Origin of the sequence: Pseudomonas sp. HN11 (assembly GCF_021390155.1) — a bacterium.
Taxonomy (GTDB): Bacteria; Pseudomonadota; Gammaproteobacteria; order Pseudomonadales; family Pseudomonadaceae; genus Aquipseudomonas.
Genome location: NZ_CP089985.1, coordinates 5,579,499 through 5,595,111, shown reverse-complemented (window position 1 = coordinate 5,595,111; position 15,613 = coordinate 5,579,499). Strand labels below are relative to the sequence as shown.

Sequence of the window (15,613 nt, the reverse complement as noted above, 5' to 3'; positions counted from 1 at the left end):
TCGAAGAGATGGGTCAGAAAGTACATCCCATTGGCATTCGCCTGGGAATCGTCAAGGAGCACACCTCCGTCTGGTACGCAGACGGTCGGACTTATGCGGACTATTTGTTCGCTGATCTGAAGGTGCGTGAGTATCTCCAAGACAAACTAAAAAGCGCGTCCGTAAGCCGTATCGATATCCATCGTCCGGCCCAAACTGCACGTATCACCATCCACACCGCTCGTCCAGGTATCGTTATCGGGAAGAAAGGTGAAGATGTTGAGAAACTGCGTCAGGACCTGACCAAGCAAATGGGTGTGCCTGTGCACATCAATATCGAAGAGATCCGCAAGCCGGAACTCGACGGTATGCTGGTTGCGCAGAGCGTAGCTCAGCAGCTGGAGCGTCGCGTAATGTTCCGTCGCGCTATGAAGCGCGCTGTACAGAACGCCATGCGCATTGGTGCCAAAGGCATCAAAATCCAAGTGAGCGGTCGTCTCGGCGGTGCTGAAATCGCACGTACTGAATGGTATCGCGAAGGTCGTGTGCCACTGCACACCCTGCGTGCCGACATCGACTATGCCAACTACGAAGCTCACACCACTTACGGTGTGATCGGTGTAAAGGTTTGGATCTTCAAAGGCGAAGTAATTGGTGGTCGCCAAGAAGAACTGAAACCACAAGCACCAGCGCCTCGTAAAAAAGCTGCTAAGTAAGGGGTACGCCAAATGTTGCAACCTAAGCGTACGAAGTTCCGCAAGCAGATGACAGGCCACAACCGTGGTCTGGCTCAGCGCGGTAGCAAAGTCAGCTTCGGCGAGTTCGCGCTGAAGTCTGTAGCTCGTGGTCGTCTCACCGCTCGTCAGATCGAGTCAGCGCGTCGTGCTCTGACCCGTCACGTAAAACGTGGCGGCAAGATCTGGATCCGTGTATTCCCGGACAAGCCGATCTCCAAAAAACCTCTCGAGGTTCGGATGGGTAAAGGTAAGGGTAACGTGGAATACTGGGTAGCCCAGATTCAGCCAGGCAAAGTCCTGTATGAAATCGAGGGTGTTTCTGAAGAGCTGGCGCGTGAGGCTTTCGCCCTGGCTGCTGCAAAGCTGCCGCTCGCCACCTCCTTTGTTAAACGGACGGTGATGTGATGAAAGCGAATGAACTTCGTGAAAAATCCGCACAGCAGCTGAACGAGCAACTGCTCGGCCTGCTGCGCGACCAGTTCAATCTGCGTATGCAGAAAGCAACTGGCCAGTTGGGGCAGTCTCATCTGCTCTCGCAAGTTAAGCGTGACATCGCTCGCGTGAAGACTGTGCTCAACCAGCAGGCAGGTAAGTGATCATGGCTGAAGCCGAAAAGACTGTCCGTACGCTGACTGGCCGTGTTGTCAGCGACAAGATGGACAAAACCATCACCGTTCTGATCGAGCGTCGCGTTAAGCACCCGATCTACGGTAAATATGTTAAGCGTTCGACTAAGCTGCACGCGCACGACGAAACCAATCAGTGCCACATCGGCGACAAAGTCACTATTCGTGAAACTCGTCCGCTGGCCAAGACCAAGTCTTGGGCACTGGTTGATGTTCTCGAACGCGCTGTGGAAGTCTAAGGACTAGGGGTCGGAGAAATTATATGATTCAGACTCAATCCATGCTCGATGTGGCCGATAACAGCGGCGCTCGCCGTGTTATGTGCATCAAGGTGCTGGGTGGCTCCCATCGTCGTTACGCTGGTATCGGTGACATCATCAAAGTTACCGTCAAGGAAGCAATTCCTCGCGGTAAAGTGAAAAAAGGCCAAGTGATGACTGCAGTTGTAGTCCGCACTCGTCACGGCGTACGTCGTGCTGATGGCTCCATTATCCGCTTTGATGGCAACGCTGCTGTTCTTCTGAACAACAAGCAAGAGCCGATCGGCACCCGTATCTTTGGGCCAGTGACCCGTGAACTTCGTACTGAGAAGTTCATGAAGATCGTCTCGCTCGCCCCAGAAGTGCTGTAAGGAGATCCGACATGCAAAAGATTCGTCGTGACGACGAGATCATCGTGATCGCCGGCAAAGACAAAGGTAAGCGCGGTAAGGTGCTTAAGGTTCTCGCCAATAACCGTCTGGTTATCGGCGGTCTGAACCTGGTCAAGCGTCATACCAAGCCTAACCCGATGTCGGGCGTGCAGGGCGGTATCGTCGAGAAAGAAGCTCCGCTGGATGCTTCTAACGTCGCCATCTTCAACGGCGAAACCAACAAGGCTGACCGCGTTGGTTTCAAAGTAGAAGACGGTAAGAAAATTCGTGTCTTCAAGTCGACCCAAAAAGCGGTTGATGCTTGAACACTGCTAGGTAGATTAGACCATGGCACGACTACAAGAGATTTACCGGAAGGAAATCGCCCCTAAGCTTAAGGAAGAACTTAAGCTTGGGAACGTGATGGAAGTTCCGCGCGTTACCAAAATCACCCTGAATATGGGTCTGGGCGAAGCGATCGGCGACAAAAAAGTCATCGAGCATGCTGTTGCTGACCTGGAAAAGATCACCGGCCAGAAAGTCGTTGTGACCTACGCTCGGAAATCCATCGCTGGCTTTAAAGTCCGTGAAGGTTGGCCGATCGGCGTCAAAGTGACCCTGCGCCGTGAGCGTATGTACGAATTCCTGGATCGTCTGCTGTCGATCTCCCTGCCTCGGGTCCGCGACTTCCGCGGTCTGAATGCCAAGTCCTTCGATGGTCGTGGTAACTACAGCATGGGCGTGAAAGAGCAGATCATCTTCCCGGAAATCGACTACGACAAGATCGATGCTCTCCGCGGTCTGGACATCACCCTGACCACCACTGCCAAGAACGATGATGAAGGTCGCGCCCTGTTGCGTGCTTTCAAATTCCCGTTCCGCAACTGATTGGAGTAGGACCATGGCCAAGATGAGCATGAAAAACCGCGAGCTGAAGCGTCAGCTCACGGTTGCCAAGTACGCCAAGAAGCGTGCAGCACTGAAAGCAATCATCGTTGATCTGAACGCAAGTCCAGAAGCACGTTGGGAAGCTACAGTTGCCCTGCAGAAGCAGCCACGTGATGCAAGCGCTTCGCGCATGCGTAACCGCTGCCGCCTGACCGGTCGTCCACACGGCGTTTACCGCAAGTTCGGCCTCGGCCGTAACAAGCTGCGTGAAGCGGCAATGCGTGGTGACGTACCAGGTCTGGTTAAAGCCAGCTGGTAAGTACTTTCAGCGTCCAGGTGGTCAATGTCGCAAGATACTGACCGCCGGTGACCCTGAATCTGGAACAAGCCCCTTTTGGGGCTTGTTTCATTTCTGGAGTGTGTCTAAAATACGCGGCTCGCCTGAGCCCGTGTTTTTTTGCCCGGAGATTCTCGGCGACATATGTAGCCGCAAGGCTAATTTTTTTGTATTAGGAGCGTCTAGCCCATGAGTATGCAGGACCCGTTAGCGGACATGCTAACTCGTATCCGTAATGCCCAGATGGCTGAAAAGTCCGTCGTAAGCATGCCATCTTCCAAGTTGAAGGTTGCTGTTGCCAAAGTCCTGAAAGACGAAGGCTACATTGCGGGTTATCAGATCAGCAGCGATGTAAAAGCACTGCTGTCCATCGAGCTGAAGTACTTCGAAGGCCGTTCGGTCATCGAGGAAGTGAAGCGCGTTAGCCGTCCAGGCCTGCGTCAGTACAAGTCCGCTGAAGATCTGCCGAAAGTTCGTGGCGGTCTGGGCGTGTCTATCGTCTCCACCAACAAAGGTGTGATGACGGATCGTGCTGCGCGCGCTGCCGGTGTCGGCGGCGAAGTTCTTTGCACTGTGTTCTAAGGGGGGATAAGCATGTCTCGCGTCGCTAAGAACCCCGTTAAGCTGCCAGCCGGTGTCGAAGTCAAATTCGCAGGCCAACAGCTTTCGGTGAAGGGTGCCAAGGGTACTCTTGAACTGAACATCCATTCGTCCGTTGAGATCGTTGAAGAAGCTGGTGAGCTGCGTTTCGCTGCTCGCAATGGCGATCAACAAACTCGCGCAATGGCCGGTACCACGCGTGCGTTGGTAAACAACATGGTCCAAGGCGTAAGCCAAGGCTTCGAGCGTAAGCTCCAGCTGGTCGGTGTTGGTTACAAAGCGCAAGCAAAAGGCACGGTTTTGAACCTGGCCCTTGGCTTCTCGCACCCTGTGGATTACGAACTGCCAGCGGGCATCACTGCTGAGACCCCTAGCCAGACCGATATCCTGATCAAGGGCATCGACAAGCAGCTGGTAGGTCAAGTGGCCGCTGAGATCCGCGACTTCCGTCCACCAGAGCCGTACAAAGGCAAAGGTGTGCGCTACGCGGACGAAGTCGTCCGTCGTAAAGAAGCCAAGAAGAAGTAGGGCATAGCAAATGACCGACAAAAAAGTTACTCGACTGCGTCGCGCTCGCAAAGCACGCCTGAAAATGCACGAACTCGAAGTCGTGCGTCTCTGCGTGTTCCGCTCGTCGCAGCACATCTACGCCCAGGTCATCTCGGCCGACGGCAACAAAGTCCTGGCAAGCGCCTCGACTTTGGATAAAGAACTGCGTGATGGTGCCACCGGCAACATCGACGCGGCCACAAAGGTTGGCCAGCTGGTCGCTACGCGTGCTAAGGCCGCTGGCGTCTCGCAAGTGGCTTTCGACCGCTCTGGCTTCAAGTACCACGGTCGCGTGAAAGCGCTGGCTGATGCTGCTCGTGAAGCTGGGCTGGAGTTCTAAGTTATGTCAAATAACGACCAAAAGCGCGACGAAGGCTACATTGAGAAGCTGGTTCAAGTTAACCGCGTAGCCAAAACCGTTAAAGGCGGCCGTATCTTCACGTTCACCGCGTTGACCGTGGTAGGTGATGGTAAAGGGCGCGTTGGCTTCGGCCGTGGCAAGTCACGTGAAGTGCCTGCTGCGATCCAGAAGGCAATGGAAGCTGCTCGTCGCAACATGATCCAAGTTGATCTGAACGGCACCACTCTGCAGTACGCAATGAAGTCCGCCCATGGCGCTTCGAAGGTGTACATGCAGCCTGCTTCTGAGGGTACCGGTATCATCGCTGGCGGCGCTATGCGTGCTGTCCTCGAAGTTGCTGGCGTTCAGAACGTTCTGGCCAAGTGCTATGGCTCGACTAACCCGGTAAACGTGGTTCACGCCACTTTCAAAGGTTTGAAAGCTATGCAATCTCCTGAGTCCATCGCTGCCAAGCGTGGCCTGACTGTCAAGGAGATCTTCTGATCATGGCTACCGTTAAAGTAACGCTGATCAAAAGCATGACCGGCCGCATCCCTAACCACAAACTGTGTGTTAAAGGTCTGGGTCTGCGTCGCATCGGTCACACTGTAGAAGTCCAGGATACTCCCGAGAATCGCGGGATGATCAACAAGGCTTACTACATGCTGCGTGTAGAGGGTTAATCGATGAAACTCAATGATCTGAGTCCAGCGCCGGGTTCCCGTCGCGAAAAGCATCGTCCGGGCCGTGGTATCGGTAGCGGTTTGGGTAAGACTGGTGGCCGTGGCCACAAAGGTCAAACCTCCCGCTCCGGTGGCACCATCGCTCCAGGCTTTGAAGGCGGTCAGCAGCCGCTGCATCGTCGCCTGCCTAAGTTCGGTTTCGTCTCCCTGAAAGCCATGGATCGCGCAGAAGTGCGTCTGTCCGAGCTGGCTAAAGTGGAAGGCGACATCGTTACTCTGCAGACCCTGAAAGATGCCAACGTGATCAACGTCAACGTGCAGCGTGTGAAAATCATGCTGTCCGGTGAAGTGACTCGCGCTGTCACTATCGGCAAGGGAATCGGCGCCACCAAAGGTGCGCGTTCGGCTATCGAAGCAGCTGGCGGCAAGTTCGAGGAATAAATGGCTAAGCAAGGTGCTCTCTCAGCGCTCGGCAAAGGCGGTATGTCTGAACTTTGGGCTCGTCTGCGTTTTCTGTTCCTGGCGATTATCGTCTACCGAATAGGCGCACACATCCCGGTTCCAGGTATCAACCCGGACCGACTCGCAGACCTGTTTCGACAGAATGAGGGGACCATTCTTAGCTTGTTCAACATGTTTTCCGGCGGTGCGCTGGAGCGGATGAGCATTTTTGCACTGGGGATCATGCCGTACATCTCGGCATCGATCATCATGCAACTGATGACCGCCGTCAGCCCGCAGCTGGAGCAGTTGAAGAAGGAAGGTGAAGCTGGTCGTCGCAAGATTAGCCAGTACACCCGCTACGGCACTGTCGTCCTCGCCCTGGTTCAAGCTATCGGCATGTCCGTTGGCCTGGCCGGGCAGGGCGTTGCGTTCACTGGTGACTTTGGCTTCCATTTCGTCGCGGTATCCACATTTGTGGCTGGTGCGATGTTCATGATGTGGCTGGGTGAGCAGATTACTGAGCGTGGTGTTGGTAACGGTATCTCGATGTTGATTTTCGCAGGTATCGTCGCCGGTCTACCGAGAGCAATCGGGCAGTCTTTCGAGTCTGCACGTCAGGGTGATATCAACATTTTCGCCCTGGTTGCCATCGGTTTGCTGGCAGTAGCGATTATCGGTTTTGTGGTGTTCATTGAGCGTGGCCAGCGTCGTATTGCTGTTCATTACGCCAAGCGTCAGCAGGGCCGTAAGGTTTTTGCTGCGCAGACCAGCCACTTGCCGCTGAAAGTGAATATGGCCGGCGTTATTCCGGCAATTTTCGCGAGCAGCATTTTGCTGTTTCCGGCTTCGTTGGGTACCTGGTTTGGTCAGTCTGAAAATATGGGCTGGCTGCAGGACCTCTCTCAGTCGATCGCTCCTGGTCAGCCGTTGAATATTCTGCTGTTTAGTGCAGGGATTATTTTCTTCTGCTTCTTCTATACGGCGTTGATGTTCAATCCGAAAGACGTAGCGGAAAACCTGAAGAAGTCCGGTGCCTTTATTCCGGGCATCCGTCCAGGTGAGCAGTCCGCACGCTACATTGATGGCGTTCTGACCCGTTTGACCCTGTTCGGTGCTCTATATATGACGGCCGTGTGCCTGTTGCCCCAGTTCCTGGTGGTTGCAGCAAACGTTCCGTTCTACCTTGGCGGGACCTCGTTGCTGATCGTGGTCGTGGTTGTGATGGACTTCATGTCCCAAGTACAATCGCACCTCGTTTCGCACCAGTACGAATCCCTGATGAAGAAAGCCAACCTGAAGGGCTACGGCAGCGGCATGTTGCGCTGAGTACCCCATAAGGTTCGAGGAGTTGGTGATGAAAGTTCGTGCATCGGTGAAAAAGCTGTGCCGTAACTGCAAGATTATTCGCCGCGAAGGTGTTGTTCGAGTAATTTGCAGCGCGGAACCGCGTCACAAACAGCGCCAAGGCTGAGTGTGATCCGCTTGAAGCCCGGCAGCTAGTGCGCTGCCGGGTTGATTATTTGTTATTACAGCGATATTATCTCGCGCCCTATTTCTTGGCTTCCGGGGCGTAGGTAGCTGTCAATTGGAGTCCCACTGAATGGCCCGTATTGCAGGCGTTAACATTCCAGATAACAAGCACACTGTTATCTCGCTGACCTACATCTATGGTGTTGGTCGCACTACTGCGCAGAAAATTTGCGCAGTTGCTGGGGTAAACCCAGCCGCTAAGATCAAGGATCTGAGCGACGAGCAGATTGAACAGCTGCGTGGCGAAGTGGCGAAGTTCACCACTGAAGGTGACCTGCGTCGCGAAATCAACATGAAAATCAAGCGTTTGATGGACCTCGGTTGCTATCGCGGTCTGCGTCATCGTCGTGGTCTTCCAGTACGCGGTCAGCGTACCAAGACTAACGCGCGTACCCGTAAAGGTCCGCGTAAGCCGATCCGCAAGTAATCGCCCCAGCGAATCGACAGGAAAATTATCATGGCAAAACCTGCTGCTCGTCCTCGTAAAAAAGTTAAAAAGACAGTGGTTGATGGCATCGCCCACATCCATGCTTCTTTTAACAACACAATCGTGACCATCACCGACCGTCAAGGTAACGCGCTTTCTTGGGCTACCTCCGGTGGTTCGGGTTTCCGCGGTTCCCGCAAGTCCACCCCGTTTGCTGCTCAAGTAGCTGCTGAACGTGCTGGTCAAGCTGCGCTGGAATATGGCCTGAAAAACCTCGACGTTAACGTCAAGGGTCCAGGTCCAGGTCGTGAGTCTGCTGTCCGTGCTTTGAACGGCTGTGGCTATAAGATCGCCAGCATCACCGACGTGACGCCAATCCCGCACAACGGGTGCCGTCCGCCGAAGAAGCGCCGCGTGTAATCCAGGAGATTGTAAAGAATGGCTCGTTACATTGGTCCAAAATGCAAACTCGCTCGTCGCGAGGGCACCGATCTCTTCCTGAAGAGCGGCGTGCGCGCGATCGAATCGAAGTGCAACATTGAAGCAGCACCTGGTATCCACGGCCAACGCCGCGGCCGCCAGTCCGATTACGGCACCCAACTGCGTGAAAAGCAGAAGGTCCGTCGTATCTACGGCGTTCTCGAGCGTCAGTTCAGCGGCTACTACAAAGAAGCTGCTGGCAAGAAAGGTGCAACCGGTGAAAACCTGCTGCAACTGCTCGAATGCCGTCTGGACAACGTTGTATACCGTATGGGCTTTGGTTCGACTCGTGCCGAATCCCGTCAGCTGGTATCGCACAAGTCGATCAGCGTTAACGGTCAGACCGTAAACGTTCCGTCTTACCAGGTTCGTGCTGGTGACGTGGTCGCAGTTCGCGAGAAAGCTAAAAACCAACTTCGCATTGTCCAAGCTCTCGATCTGTGTGCCCAACGTGGCCGCGTAGAATGGGTAGAAGTAGACACTGAGAAGAAGTCGGGCGTTTTCAAGAACGTTCCTGCTCGCAGTGATCTGTCCGCCGACATCAACGAAAGCCTGATTGTCGAGCTCTACTCCAAGTAAGGGCTAGAAAATAGGTGCATCCATGCAGATTTCGGTAAATGAGTTCCTGACACCCCGCCACATTGATGTGCAGGTTGTCAGTCCAACCCGCGCCAAGATTACTCTCGAGCCTCTCGAGCGTGGTTTTGGCCACACCCTGGGCAACGCGCTGCGCCGCATCCTGTTGTCCTCAATGCCCGGCTGTGCAGTAGTCGAGGCCGAGATTGACGGTGTGCTCCACGAGTACAGCGCCATCGAAGGTGTACAGGAAGACGTAATTGAAATCCTGTTGAACCTTAAAGGTCTGGCTATCAAGCTGCACGGCCGTGACGAAGTTACGCTGACCTTGTCGAAGAAGGGTTCGGGGGTGGTTACCGCTGCCGATATTCAGCTGGATCATGATGTCGAGATCGTTAACCCCGATCACGTAATCGCTAACCTGGCGTCTAACGGCGCCCTGAACATGAAGCTCACCGTAGCTCGTGGTCGTGGTTATGAACCGGCCGACTCGCGTCAGAGCGATGAAGACGAAAGCCGCAGCATTGGTCGCTTGCAGCTTGACTCTTCGTTCAGCCCGGTTCGCCGTATCGCATACGTGGTGGAAAACGCCCGTGTCGAACAGCGTACTAACCTGGACAAGCTGGTTATTGATCTGGAAACCAACGGTACCCTGGATCCTGAAGAGGCTATCCGCCGCGCTGCAACCATTCTGCAACAGCAGTTGGCTGCGTTCGTCGACCTCAAAGGTGACAGCGAACCAGTGGTAATCGAGCAGGAAGACGAGATCGATCCGATCCTGCTTCGCCCGGTTGACGATCTGGAACTGACTGTACGTTCGGCTAACTGCCTTAAGGCGGAAAACATTTACTACATCGGCGACCTGATTCAGCGTACCGAAGTAGAACTGTTGAAGACTCCGAACCTGGGCAAGAAATCCTTGACTGAAATCAAGGACGTTCTGGCCTCCCGCGGTCTGTCCCTCGGCATGCGCCTCGACAACTGGCCGCCTGCAAGTCTTAAGAAGGACGACAAGGCGACTGCCTGATCGTCGTAATCACCGAACGTGAGTTTGGTAAGGAATGAACCATGCGTCATCGTAAAAGTGGTCGTCACCTGAGCCGTACCAGCTCGCACCGCAAGGCCATGTTCCAAAACATGGCGGTGTCGCTGTTCGAGCACGAGCTGATCAAAACTACCCTGCCGAAAGCTAAAGAACTGCGTCGCGTTGCTGAGCCGCTGATTACTTTGGCCAAGACAGACAGCCTGGCTAACCGCCGTCTGGCTTTCGACCGTACTCGTTCGAAAGCTATCGTTGGTAAGCTCTTCAACGACCTGGGCAAGCGTTACGCTACCCGTGAGGGTGGCTACCTGCGCATCCTCAAGTGCGGTTTCCGCGCTGGCGACAACGCGCCTATGGCGTATGTCGAGTTGGTTGATCGTGCTACTGCTGGCGAAGCTGTAAGCGCCGAGTAAGACGACAAGCTGTATCGAAGAACCGGGCCTAGTGCCCGGTTTTTTGTGCGCGTGATAAAAGCGCGATGCGTACAAGCCTCCACGGGTTGTGCTTGGCACTATGAGGTTTGGGGAGTTTGTTAGTTATTCTCTATCGATGCCTACAATTTAATGAATTTGTAGACGTCATATTGATGATCAATACTCCCTCCAAGCCGATTAGCCGGCAGTTCCAAGTCCGACCTAAGGGAAATTGAGCATGAGCCAGAACAAAATCCTTACTACCGCCAGCGGCGCGCCCGTTGCGGATAACCAGAATTCCCGTTCCGCCGGTCCGCGCGGTCCGTTGTTGCTCGACGATTTTCACCTGATCGAGAAGCTTGCTCACTTCAACCGTGAAAACATTCCTGAGCGTCGTGTGCATGCAAAGGGTTCGGGCGCCTACGGTACTTTCACGGTCACCCAAGACATCACGCAGTACACCAGCGCCAAGCTGTTCGAATCCGTTGGCAAGCAAACCCCTACTTTCCTGCGGTTTTCCACCGTAGGTGGTGAGCGCGGTTCGGCTGACACCGAGCGTGACCCACGTGGTTTCGCCTTGAAGTTCTACACCGAAGAAGGCAACTGGGACATCGTGGGTAACAACACTCCTGTATTCTTCATTCGCGATCCTTTGAAGTTCCCGGATTTCATCCACACCCAGAAACGCCTGCCGCAAAGCAACCTCAAAAGCGCGCAAATGATGTGGGATTTTTGGTCGCACTCCCCGGAAGCGCTGCACCAGGTCACCATCCTGTTCTCGGACCGTGGCATCCCTGATGGCTACCGCCACATGCACGGCTTCGGCAGCCACACCTATAGTCTGATTAACGCCAAGGGTGAGCGTCACTGGGTCAAGTGGCACTACAAGACCAAGCAGGGCATCAAGAACCTGGCGCCAGCCGAAGCTGCACGCCTGGCCGGTACCGACCCTGATTACGCCCAGCGCGATCTGTTCGGCGCGATTGAGCGCGGTGACTTCCCGAAATGGCGCGTCTGCATCCAAATCATGACGGAGGCCCAGGCCAACGCTCATTACGAGAACCCCTTTGATGTGACCAAGACCTGGTCGCAGAAAGAATTCCCGTTGATCGAAGTCGGCGAGTTGGAATTGAACCGTAACCCGCAGAACTACTTTGCTGAAGTGGAGCAAGCTGCTTTCGGCCCAAGCAACATGGTTCCAGGCGTCGGCCTGTCGCCAGACCGCATGCTGCAAGGTCGAGTGTTCGCTTACGCTGATGCTCACCGCTATCGTGTTGGCACCAATCATCAGCAACTACCAGTGAATGCCCCACGTAACCAGGTGAATAGCTACCAGCGTGATGGTTCGATGGCCTTCGGCAACAACGGTGGTGCGGCGCCTAACTATGAGCCAAACAGCTACGCCGATGCACCGAAGCAAGCGCCCCAGTATGCAGAGCCTGCATTGGCCCTTAATGGCGCGGCAGACCGCTACGATCACCGTGAAGACACTGATTACTACAGCCACGCTGGTGCGCTGTTCCGCCTGATGAGCGACGAGCAGCGAGTGTTGCTTACCAGCAACATTGCCGGCGCGATGGATGGCGTTTCCAGTGATGTAGTTCAGCGTCAACTGCAACACTTCTACAAGGCCGATCCGGCTTATGGAGAAGCAATCGCAAAAGCGTTGGGTGTATCGCTTAACTGACTCTAAACGATAAGCAGAACCGCCCTCATTTGGGCGGTTTTTGCGTTATTTCAGCTACTTTTCTCCGAAAAACTTCGCTTTTCTGCCGTTGATCTCGTGACCTTCAAGTCATCATGGTTCAAACTACAGGCTTTCAAGCAGGGAGATGTAGGGCGATGCAAGGTCACCCCGACGTAATCGATTACCTCAACACGTTGCTGACGGGCGAACTGGCTGCTCGTGACCAATATTTCATCCACTCGCGCATGTACGAAGACTGGGGTTTTACCGAGCTTTACGAACGTATCAACCACGAAATGGAGGAAGAGGCACAGCACGCCGATGCACTGATGCGCCGTATCCTCATGCTCGAAGGCACGCCGCGTATGCGTCCGGATGATCTGGATGTGGGCACCACGGTCCCTGAGATGCTCGCTGCCGACCTGCGCCTCGAGTACAAGGTCCGTGCCGCGCTTTGCAAGGGCATCGAACTCTGTGAGCGGCACAACGACTATGTCACCCGGGAAATCCTGCGGGTGCAGTTGAACGATACCGAAGAAGATCACACCTATTGGCTGGAAAAGCAGTTGGGCCTGATCAAGTTGATTGGCCTGGAAAACTACCTGCAATCGCAGTTCTGATTTCCGGCTCCAAAAAAGCCCCTGTCACCGTGAAGTGACAGGGGCTTTTTATTGGGGGCGGAAAAGTCAGGCCCGGTCGCGTTCCAACAACGGCTTCAAGTAGTAACCGGTGTGCGACTGCGGCATTTCGCAGACCTGCTCTGGTGTGCCTACGGCAATGATCTGGCCACCTTTGGAACCACCCTCAGGTCCCAGGTCCACCAGCCAATCGGCTGTCTTGATCACATCAAGGTTATGCTCAATCACCACCACCGTGTTGCCGTGGTCGCGCAGGCGGTGCAACACGTCCAACAGTTGCTGGATGTCCGCGAAGTGCAGGCCGGTGGTTGGCTCATCGAGGATATACAGAGTCTTGCCGGTATCGCGTTTGGACAACTCGCGAGACAACTTCACCCGCTGCGCCTCACCACCCGACAGCGTGGTCGCCGACTGGCCGAGCTTGATATACGACAAACCCACATCCATCAGCGTCTGCAGCTTGCGCGCCAGCGCCGGAACCGCGTCGAAGAACTCCCGTGCTTCCTCGATGGTCATCTCCAGGGTTTCGTGGATGCTCTTGCCCTTGTACTTGATCTCCAGGGTCTCGCGGTTGTAGCGCTTGCTCTTGCACACATCACACGGCACGTAGATGTCTGGCAGAAAGTGCATTTCTACCTTGATCAAACCATCGCCCTGGCACGCTTCACAGCGGCCACCCTTCACGTTGAACGAGAACCGGCCCGGACCGTAGCCCCGTGAGCGAGACTCCGGAACCCCGGCAAACAGCTCACGAATAGGCGTGAACAACCCTGTGTAGGTCGCCGGGTTGGAGCGCGGTGTACGGCCGATCGGGCTTTGGTCGATATCGACCACCTTGTCCAGGTGTTCCAGGCCTTTGATGCTGTCGTGGGCTGCCGCTTCCAAAGTGGTCGCGCCGTTCAAGGCGGTGGCACTCAAGGGGAACAACGTGTTGTTGATCAGCGTCGATTTACCCGAGCCGGAAACACCGGTGACACAGGTCAGCAAACCAATTGGGATTTCCAGGTCGACGTTGCGCAAGTTGTTACCGCGCGCGCCCTTGAGGTGCAGCGCCAGCTTCTTGTTACGCGGCGTACGTTTGGCCGGCACTTCGATTTTCACGCGACCGGACAAGTATTTACCGGTCAGCGAGTCCGGGTGCGCCATGACTTCGGCGGGCGTACCTTCAGCGACAATATGTCCGCCATGCACACCCGCGCCGGGACCGATATCGACCACGTAATCCGCCAGGCGGATCGCATCTTCATCGTGCTCGACCACAATCACCGTGTTACCGATATCCCGCAGGTGTTTCAACGTGCCCAGCAGGCGATCGTTGTCACGTTGGTGCAAGCCAATCGACGGTTCATCAAGGATGTACAACACACCCACAAGGCCAGCGCCAATCTGGCTGGCCAGGCGAATCCGCTGGGCTTCACCGCCGGACAAAGTATCGGCGCTGCGATCCAGCGACAGGTAATCCAGACCCACGTTGACCAGGAACTGCAACCGCTCGCGAATTTCCTTGAGGATCTTGTCGGCGATTTCCTCACGGCGTCCGCTCAGCTTGAGCACACCAAAGTACTCACAGGCATCACCAATCGGCAGGTTGGTCACCGCCGGCAAGGTCTTCTCGCCGACCCACACATGCCGCGCCTCACGACGCAGTCGAGTGCCACGGCAATCCGGGCAAGGCTGGGTGCTGAGGAATTTCGCCAATTCTTCGCGAACGCTGGCAGACTCGGTCTCGCGGTAGCGACGCTCCAGGTTTGGCACGATGCCTTCGAACGGGTGGGAGCGCTTGACGATATCACCACGATCGTTCAGGTACTTGAAGTCGACGTTCTGCGAACCACTGCCGTGCAGGATCACTTTCTGCTGATCCGCTGGCAGTTGGTTGAACGGCACTTCCAGGCTGAACTTATAGTGCGACGCCAACGACCCGAGCATCTGGAAGTAGTAGACATTGCGCCGGTCCCAGCCGCGTATCGCCCCCTCCGCCAGCGTCAGGTCACCGTTGACCAGGCGCTTGATGTCGAAGAACTGCTTCACGCCCAGGCCATCACAGGTCGGGCAGGCGCCGGCCGGGTTGTTGAAGGAAAACAGCTTGGGTTCCAGCTCGCTGATGGCGTGGCCGCAGATCGGGCAGGCAAAACGCGCGGAGAAGATGATCTCTTCGCCTGGCTCGTCGTCCATCGGTGCAATCAGGGCAATTCCGTCCGCCAGCTTCAAGGCCGTCTCAAACGATTCCGCCAGGCGCTGTTGCAGGTCGGCCCGTACCTTGAAGCGGTCGACGACCACATCAATCGAGTGCTTCTTCTGCTTGTCGAGCTTCGGCGCTTCGTCCAGCTCATAGAGCTTGCCGTTGATGCGCGCGCGTACAAAGCCCTGGGCCCGCAGCTCTTCGAAGACCGAAAGGTGTTCACCCTTGCGCTCACGGATCACCGGCGCCAGCAGCATCAGCTTGGCGCCTTCCGGCTGGGCCAGCACCAGGTCGACCATCTGGCTGACGGTCTGGGCCTCCAAGGGAATGTCGTGGTCCGGGCAACGCGGAATACCCACGCGTGCATACAGCAGGCGCAGGTAATCGTAGATTTCGGTAATGGTGCCCACGGTCGAGCGCGGGTTATGGGAAGTCGACTTCTGTTCGATGGAGATCGCCGGCGACAGGCCTTCAATGGTGTCGACATCGGGTTTTTCCATCATCGACAGGAACTGGCGGGCATAGGCCGACAGCGATTCCACATAGCGACGCTGGCCTTCGGCATACAGCGTGTCGAACGCCAGGGACGATTTGCCGGAGCCGGACAAGCCGGTGATGACGATCAGTTTGTCCCGGGGCAGGGTCAGGTCGATGTTTTTCAGGTTGTGGGTTCTAGCCCCACGAATCAGGATCTTGTCCAAGATGGCCTCGCACGGCGGGCGTAAATAATGCCGGAGTATACGGCTAAAGACTGGATGAATATACACTGTCAAAAGGCCGCTTGCAGCCTTAGATGAAAGCTGCGCGGCAAAGCGCCGCATATA

24 protein-coding genes are annotated in these 15,613 nt (G+C 55.4%); 23 read left to right on the top strand and 1 reads right to left on the bottom strand.

The window, feature by feature from the left end:
• Window positions 1-8: 8 nt before the first annotated feature.
• The 23 genes from rpsC (at window position 9) to bfr (ending at window position 12,589) form a co-directional block, all read left to right on the top strand.
• On the top strand, window positions 9-695 hold the full coding sequence (gene rpsC / locus LVW35_RS25670; protein WP_003176422.1) for a 30S ribosomal protein S3: 687 nt from the start codon (window positions 9-11) through the stop codon (window positions 693-695).
• A 12-nt stretch (window positions 696-707) separates the two neighbouring features.
• Entirely contained in the window at window positions 708-1,121 is a 414-nt protein-coding gene (rplP, locus tag LVW35_RS25665; RefSeq protein ID WP_003176421.1) for a 50S ribosomal protein L16, read from the top strand.
• Entirely contained in the window at window positions 1,121-1,312 is a 192-nt protein-coding gene (gene rpmC / locus LVW35_RS25660) for a 50S ribosomal protein L29 (protein ID WP_002555481.1), read from the top strand. The genes rplP and rpmC overlap by 1 nt, the downstream gene beginning before the upstream one ends.
• A gap of 2 nt (window positions 1,313-1,314) precedes the next feature.
• A complete protein-coding gene (rpsQ, locus tag LVW35_RS25655; RefSeq protein WP_003176419.1) occupies window positions 1,315-1,581 on the top strand; it encodes a 30S ribosomal protein S17 in 267 nt (88 codons plus the stop codon).
• A gap of 23 nt (window positions 1,582-1,604) precedes the next feature.
• The gene (rplN, locus tag LVW35_RS25650) at window positions 1,605-1,973 is read left to right on the top strand and encodes a 50S ribosomal protein L14 (RefSeq protein ID WP_002555479.1); all 369 of its coding nucleotides are present in this window, start codon (window positions 1,605-1,607) and stop codon (window positions 1,971-1,973) included.
• An 11-nt stretch (window positions 1,974-1,984) separates the two neighbouring features.
• Window positions 1,985-2,299 (top strand): 50S ribosomal protein L24, encoded by a 315-nt coding sequence (gene rplX, locus LVW35_RS25645; protein ID WP_003176416.1) that lies wholly within the window; start codon window positions 1,985-1,987, stop codon window positions 2,297-2,299.
• Between the two features lie 22 nt (window positions 2,300-2,321).
• Entirely contained in the window at window positions 2,322-2,861 is a 540-nt protein-coding gene (rplE, locus tag LVW35_RS25640; RefSeq protein ID WP_003194642.1) for a 50S ribosomal protein L5, read from the top strand.
• A 13-nt stretch (window positions 2,862-2,874) separates the two neighbouring features.
• Entirely contained in the window at window positions 2,875-3,180 is a 306-nt protein-coding gene (gene rpsN, locus LVW35_RS25635; protein ID WP_003176414.1) for a 30S ribosomal protein S14, read from the top strand.
• Between the two features lie 207 nt (window positions 3,181-3,387).
• A complete protein-coding gene (gene rpsH, locus LVW35_RS25630) occupies window positions 3,388-3,780 on the top strand; it encodes a 30S ribosomal protein S8 (RefSeq protein ID WP_010206883.1) in 393 nt (130 codons plus the stop codon).
• A gap of 12 nt (window positions 3,781-3,792) precedes the next feature.
• Entirely contained in the window at window positions 3,793-4,326 is a 534-nt protein-coding gene (gene rplF / locus LVW35_RS25625; RefSeq protein ID WP_003194640.1) for a 50S ribosomal protein L6, read from the top strand.
• Window positions 4,327-4,336: 10 nt separating this feature from the next.
• On the top strand, window positions 4,337-4,687 hold the full coding sequence (rplR, locus tag LVW35_RS25620; RefSeq protein ID WP_003186037.1) for a 50S ribosomal protein L18: 351 nt from the start codon (window positions 4,337-4,339) through the stop codon (window positions 4,685-4,687).
• Between the two features lie 3 nt (window positions 4,688-4,690).
• Window positions 4,691-5,191, top strand: a complete 501-nt coding sequence (gene rpsE / locus LVW35_RS25615; protein WP_003176409.1) for a 30S ribosomal protein S5 — start codon at window positions 4,691-4,693, stop codon at window positions 5,189-5,191.
• Window positions 5,192-5,193: 2 nt separating this feature from the next.
• Window positions 5,194-5,370 (top strand): 50S ribosomal protein L30, encoded by a 177-nt coding sequence (gene rpmD, locus LVW35_RS25610; RefSeq protein WP_003176408.1) that lies wholly within the window; start codon window positions 5,194-5,196, stop codon window positions 5,368-5,370.
• A gap of 3 nt (window positions 5,371-5,373) precedes the next feature.
• The gene (rplO, locus tag LVW35_RS25605; protein WP_016969471.1) at window positions 5,374-5,811 is read left to right on the top strand and encodes a 50S ribosomal protein L15; all 438 of its coding nucleotides are present in this window, start codon (window positions 5,374-5,376) and stop codon (window positions 5,809-5,811) included.
• Window positions 5,812-7,140, top strand: a complete 1,329-nt coding sequence (gene secY / locus LVW35_RS25600; RefSeq protein ID WP_003194637.1) for a preprotein translocase subunit SecY — start codon at window positions 5,812-5,814, stop codon at window positions 7,138-7,140.
• A 28-nt stretch (window positions 7,141-7,168) separates the two neighbouring features.
• Window positions 7,169-7,285: a 50S ribosomal protein L36 gene (rpmJ, locus tag LVW35_RS25595; protein ID WP_002555468.1), complete on the top strand. Its 117-nt coding sequence runs from the start codon at window positions 7,169-7,171 to the stop codon at window positions 7,283-7,285.
• A gap of 129 nt (window positions 7,286-7,414) precedes the next feature.
• Complete coding sequence (gene rpsM, locus LVW35_RS25590; RefSeq protein ID WP_003194635.1) at window positions 7,415-7,771, top strand: 30S ribosomal protein S13; 357 nt, start codon at window positions 7,415-7,417, stop codon at window positions 7,769-7,771.
• A 30-nt stretch (window positions 7,772-7,801) separates the two neighbouring features.
• Window positions 7,802-8,191, top strand: coding sequence for a 30S ribosomal protein S11 (rpsK, locus tag LVW35_RS25585; RefSeq protein WP_002555466.1), 390 nt, complete (start codon window positions 7,802-7,804; stop codon window positions 8,189-8,191).
• An 18-nt stretch (window positions 8,192-8,209) separates the two neighbouring features.
• Window positions 8,210-8,830: a 30S ribosomal protein S4 gene (gene rpsD, locus LVW35_RS25580; RefSeq protein WP_003176404.1), complete on the top strand. Its 621-nt coding sequence runs from the start codon at window positions 8,210-8,212 to the stop codon at window positions 8,828-8,830.
• Between the two features lie 22 nt (window positions 8,831-8,852).
• Window positions 8,853-9,854 (top strand): DNA-directed RNA polymerase subunit alpha, encoded by a 1,002-nt coding sequence (locus tag LVW35_RS25575; protein ID WP_003176403.1) that lies wholly within the window; start codon window positions 8,853-8,855, stop codon window positions 9,852-9,854.
• A 41-nt stretch (window positions 9,855-9,895) separates the two neighbouring features.
• Window positions 9,896-10,282 (top strand): 50S ribosomal protein L17, encoded by a 387-nt coding sequence (rplQ, locus tag LVW35_RS25570; RefSeq protein WP_003176402.1) that lies wholly within the window; start codon window positions 9,896-9,898, stop codon window positions 10,280-10,282.
• A 238-nt stretch (window positions 10,283-10,520) separates the two neighbouring features.
• Window positions 10,521-11,969 carry a catalase gene (locus tag LVW35_RS25565; RefSeq protein ID WP_233892562.1) on the top strand — a complete coding sequence of 483 codons (1,449 nt, stop codon included), beginning with the start codon at window positions 10,521-10,523 and terminating at the stop codon, window positions 11,967-11,969.
• 155 nt (window positions 11,970-12,124) lie between these two features.
• Window positions 12,125-12,589 carry a bacterioferritin gene (gene bfr, locus LVW35_RS25560; RefSeq protein ID WP_233892561.1) on the top strand — a complete coding sequence of 155 codons (465 nt, stop codon included), beginning with the start codon at window positions 12,125-12,127 and terminating at the stop codon, window positions 12,587-12,589.
• A gap of 66 nt (window positions 12,590-12,655) precedes the next feature.
• Here bfr and uvrA read toward each other — a convergent pair whose 3' ends face one another.
• A complete protein-coding gene (uvrA, locus tag LVW35_RS25555) occupies window positions 12,656-15,490 on the bottom strand; it encodes an excinuclease ABC subunit UvrA (protein WP_233892559.1) in 2,835 nt (944 codons plus the stop codon).
• Window positions 15,491-15,613: the final 123 nt, after the last annotated feature.

What these genes read in the sequence shown, in the direction of transcription:
- rplF (WP_003194640.1), top strand. Translation starts at nt 3,793, where the DNA reads ATGTCTCGCGTCGCTAAGAACCCCGTTAAGCTGCCAGCCGGTGTCGAA.
- secY (WP_003194637.1), top strand. Translation starts at nt 5,812, where the DNA reads ATGGCTAAGCAAGGTGCTCTCTCAGCGCTCGGCAAAGGCGGTATGTCT.
- rplE (WP_003194642.1), top strand. Translation starts at nt 2,322, where the DNA reads ATGGCACGACTACAAGAGATTTACCGGAAGGAAATCGCCCCTAAGCTT.
- rpmD (WP_003176408.1), top strand. Translation starts at nt 5,194, where the DNA reads ATGGCTACCGTTAAAGTAACGCTGATCAAAAGCATGACCGGCCGCATC.
- rplP (WP_003176421.1), top strand. Translation starts at nt 708, where the DNA reads ATGTTGCAACCTAAGCGTACGAAGTTCCGCAAGCAGATGACAGGCCAC.
- rpsC (WP_003176422.1), top strand. Translation starts at nt 9, where the DNA reads ATGGGTCAGAAAGTACATCCCATTGGCATTCGCCTGGGAATCGTCAAG.
- rpsD (WP_003176404.1), top strand. Translation starts at nt 8,210, where the DNA reads ATGGCTCGTTACATTGGTCCAAAATGCAAACTCGCTCGTCGCGAGGGC.
- rpsH (WP_010206883.1), top strand. Translation starts at nt 3,388, where the DNA reads ATGAGTATGCAGGACCCGTTAGCGGACATGCTAACTCGTATCCGTAAT.
- rpsM (WP_003194635.1), top strand. Translation starts at nt 7,415, where the DNA reads ATGGCCCGTATTGCAGGCGTTAACATTCCAGATAACAAGCACACTGTT.
- rpsN (WP_003176414.1), top strand. Translation starts at nt 2,875, where the DNA reads ATGGCCAAGATGAGCATGAAAAACCGCGAGCTGAAGCGTCAGCTCACG.
- rpsE (WP_003176409.1), top strand. Translation starts at nt 4,691, where the DNA reads ATGTCAAATAACGACCAAAAGCGCGACGAAGGCTACATTGAGAAGCTG.
- rplR (WP_003186037.1), top strand. Translation starts at nt 4,337, where the DNA reads ATGACCGACAAAAAAGTTACTCGACTGCGTCGCGCTCGCAAAGCACGC.
- LVW35_RS25575 (WP_003176403.1), top strand. Translation starts at nt 8,853, where the DNA reads ATGCAGATTTCGGTAAATGAGTTCCTGACACCCCGCCACATTGATGTG.
- LVW35_RS25565 (WP_233892562.1), top strand. Translation starts at nt 10,521, where the DNA reads ATGAGCCAGAACAAAATCCTTACTACCGCCAGCGGCGCGCCCGTTGCG.
- rplQ (WP_003176402.1), top strand. Translation starts at nt 9,896, where the DNA reads ATGCGTCATCGTAAAAGTGGTCGTCACCTGAGCCGTACCAGCTCGCAC.
- rplN (WP_002555479.1), top strand. Translation starts at nt 1,605, where the DNA reads ATGATTCAGACTCAATCCATGCTCGATGTGGCCGATAACAGCGGCGCT.
- rplO (WP_016969471.1), top strand. Translation starts at nt 5,374, where the DNA reads ATGAAACTCAATGATCTGAGTCCAGCGCCGGGTTCCCGTCGCGAAAAG.
- bfr (WP_233892561.1), top strand. Translation starts at nt 12,125, where the DNA reads ATGCAAGGTCACCCCGACGTAATCGATTACCTCAACACGTTGCTGACG.
- rpmC (WP_002555481.1), top strand. Translation starts at nt 1,121, where the DNA reads ATGAAAGCGAATGAACTTCGTGAAAAATCCGCACAGCAGCTGAACGAG.
- rpmJ (WP_002555468.1), top strand. Translation starts at nt 7,169, where the DNA reads ATGAAAGTTCGTGCATCGGTGAAAAAGCTGTGCCGTAACTGCAAGATT.
- rpsK (WP_002555466.1), top strand. Translation starts at nt 7,802, where the DNA reads ATGGCAAAACCTGCTGCTCGTCCTCGTAAAAAAGTTAAAAAGACAGTG.
- rplX (WP_003176416.1), top strand. Translation starts at nt 1,985, where the DNA reads ATGCAAAAGATTCGTCGTGACGACGAGATCATCGTGATCGCCGGCAAA.
- rpsQ (WP_003176419.1), top strand. Translation starts at nt 1,315, where the DNA reads ATGGCTGAAGCCGAAAAGACTGTCCGTACGCTGACTGGCCGTGTTGTC.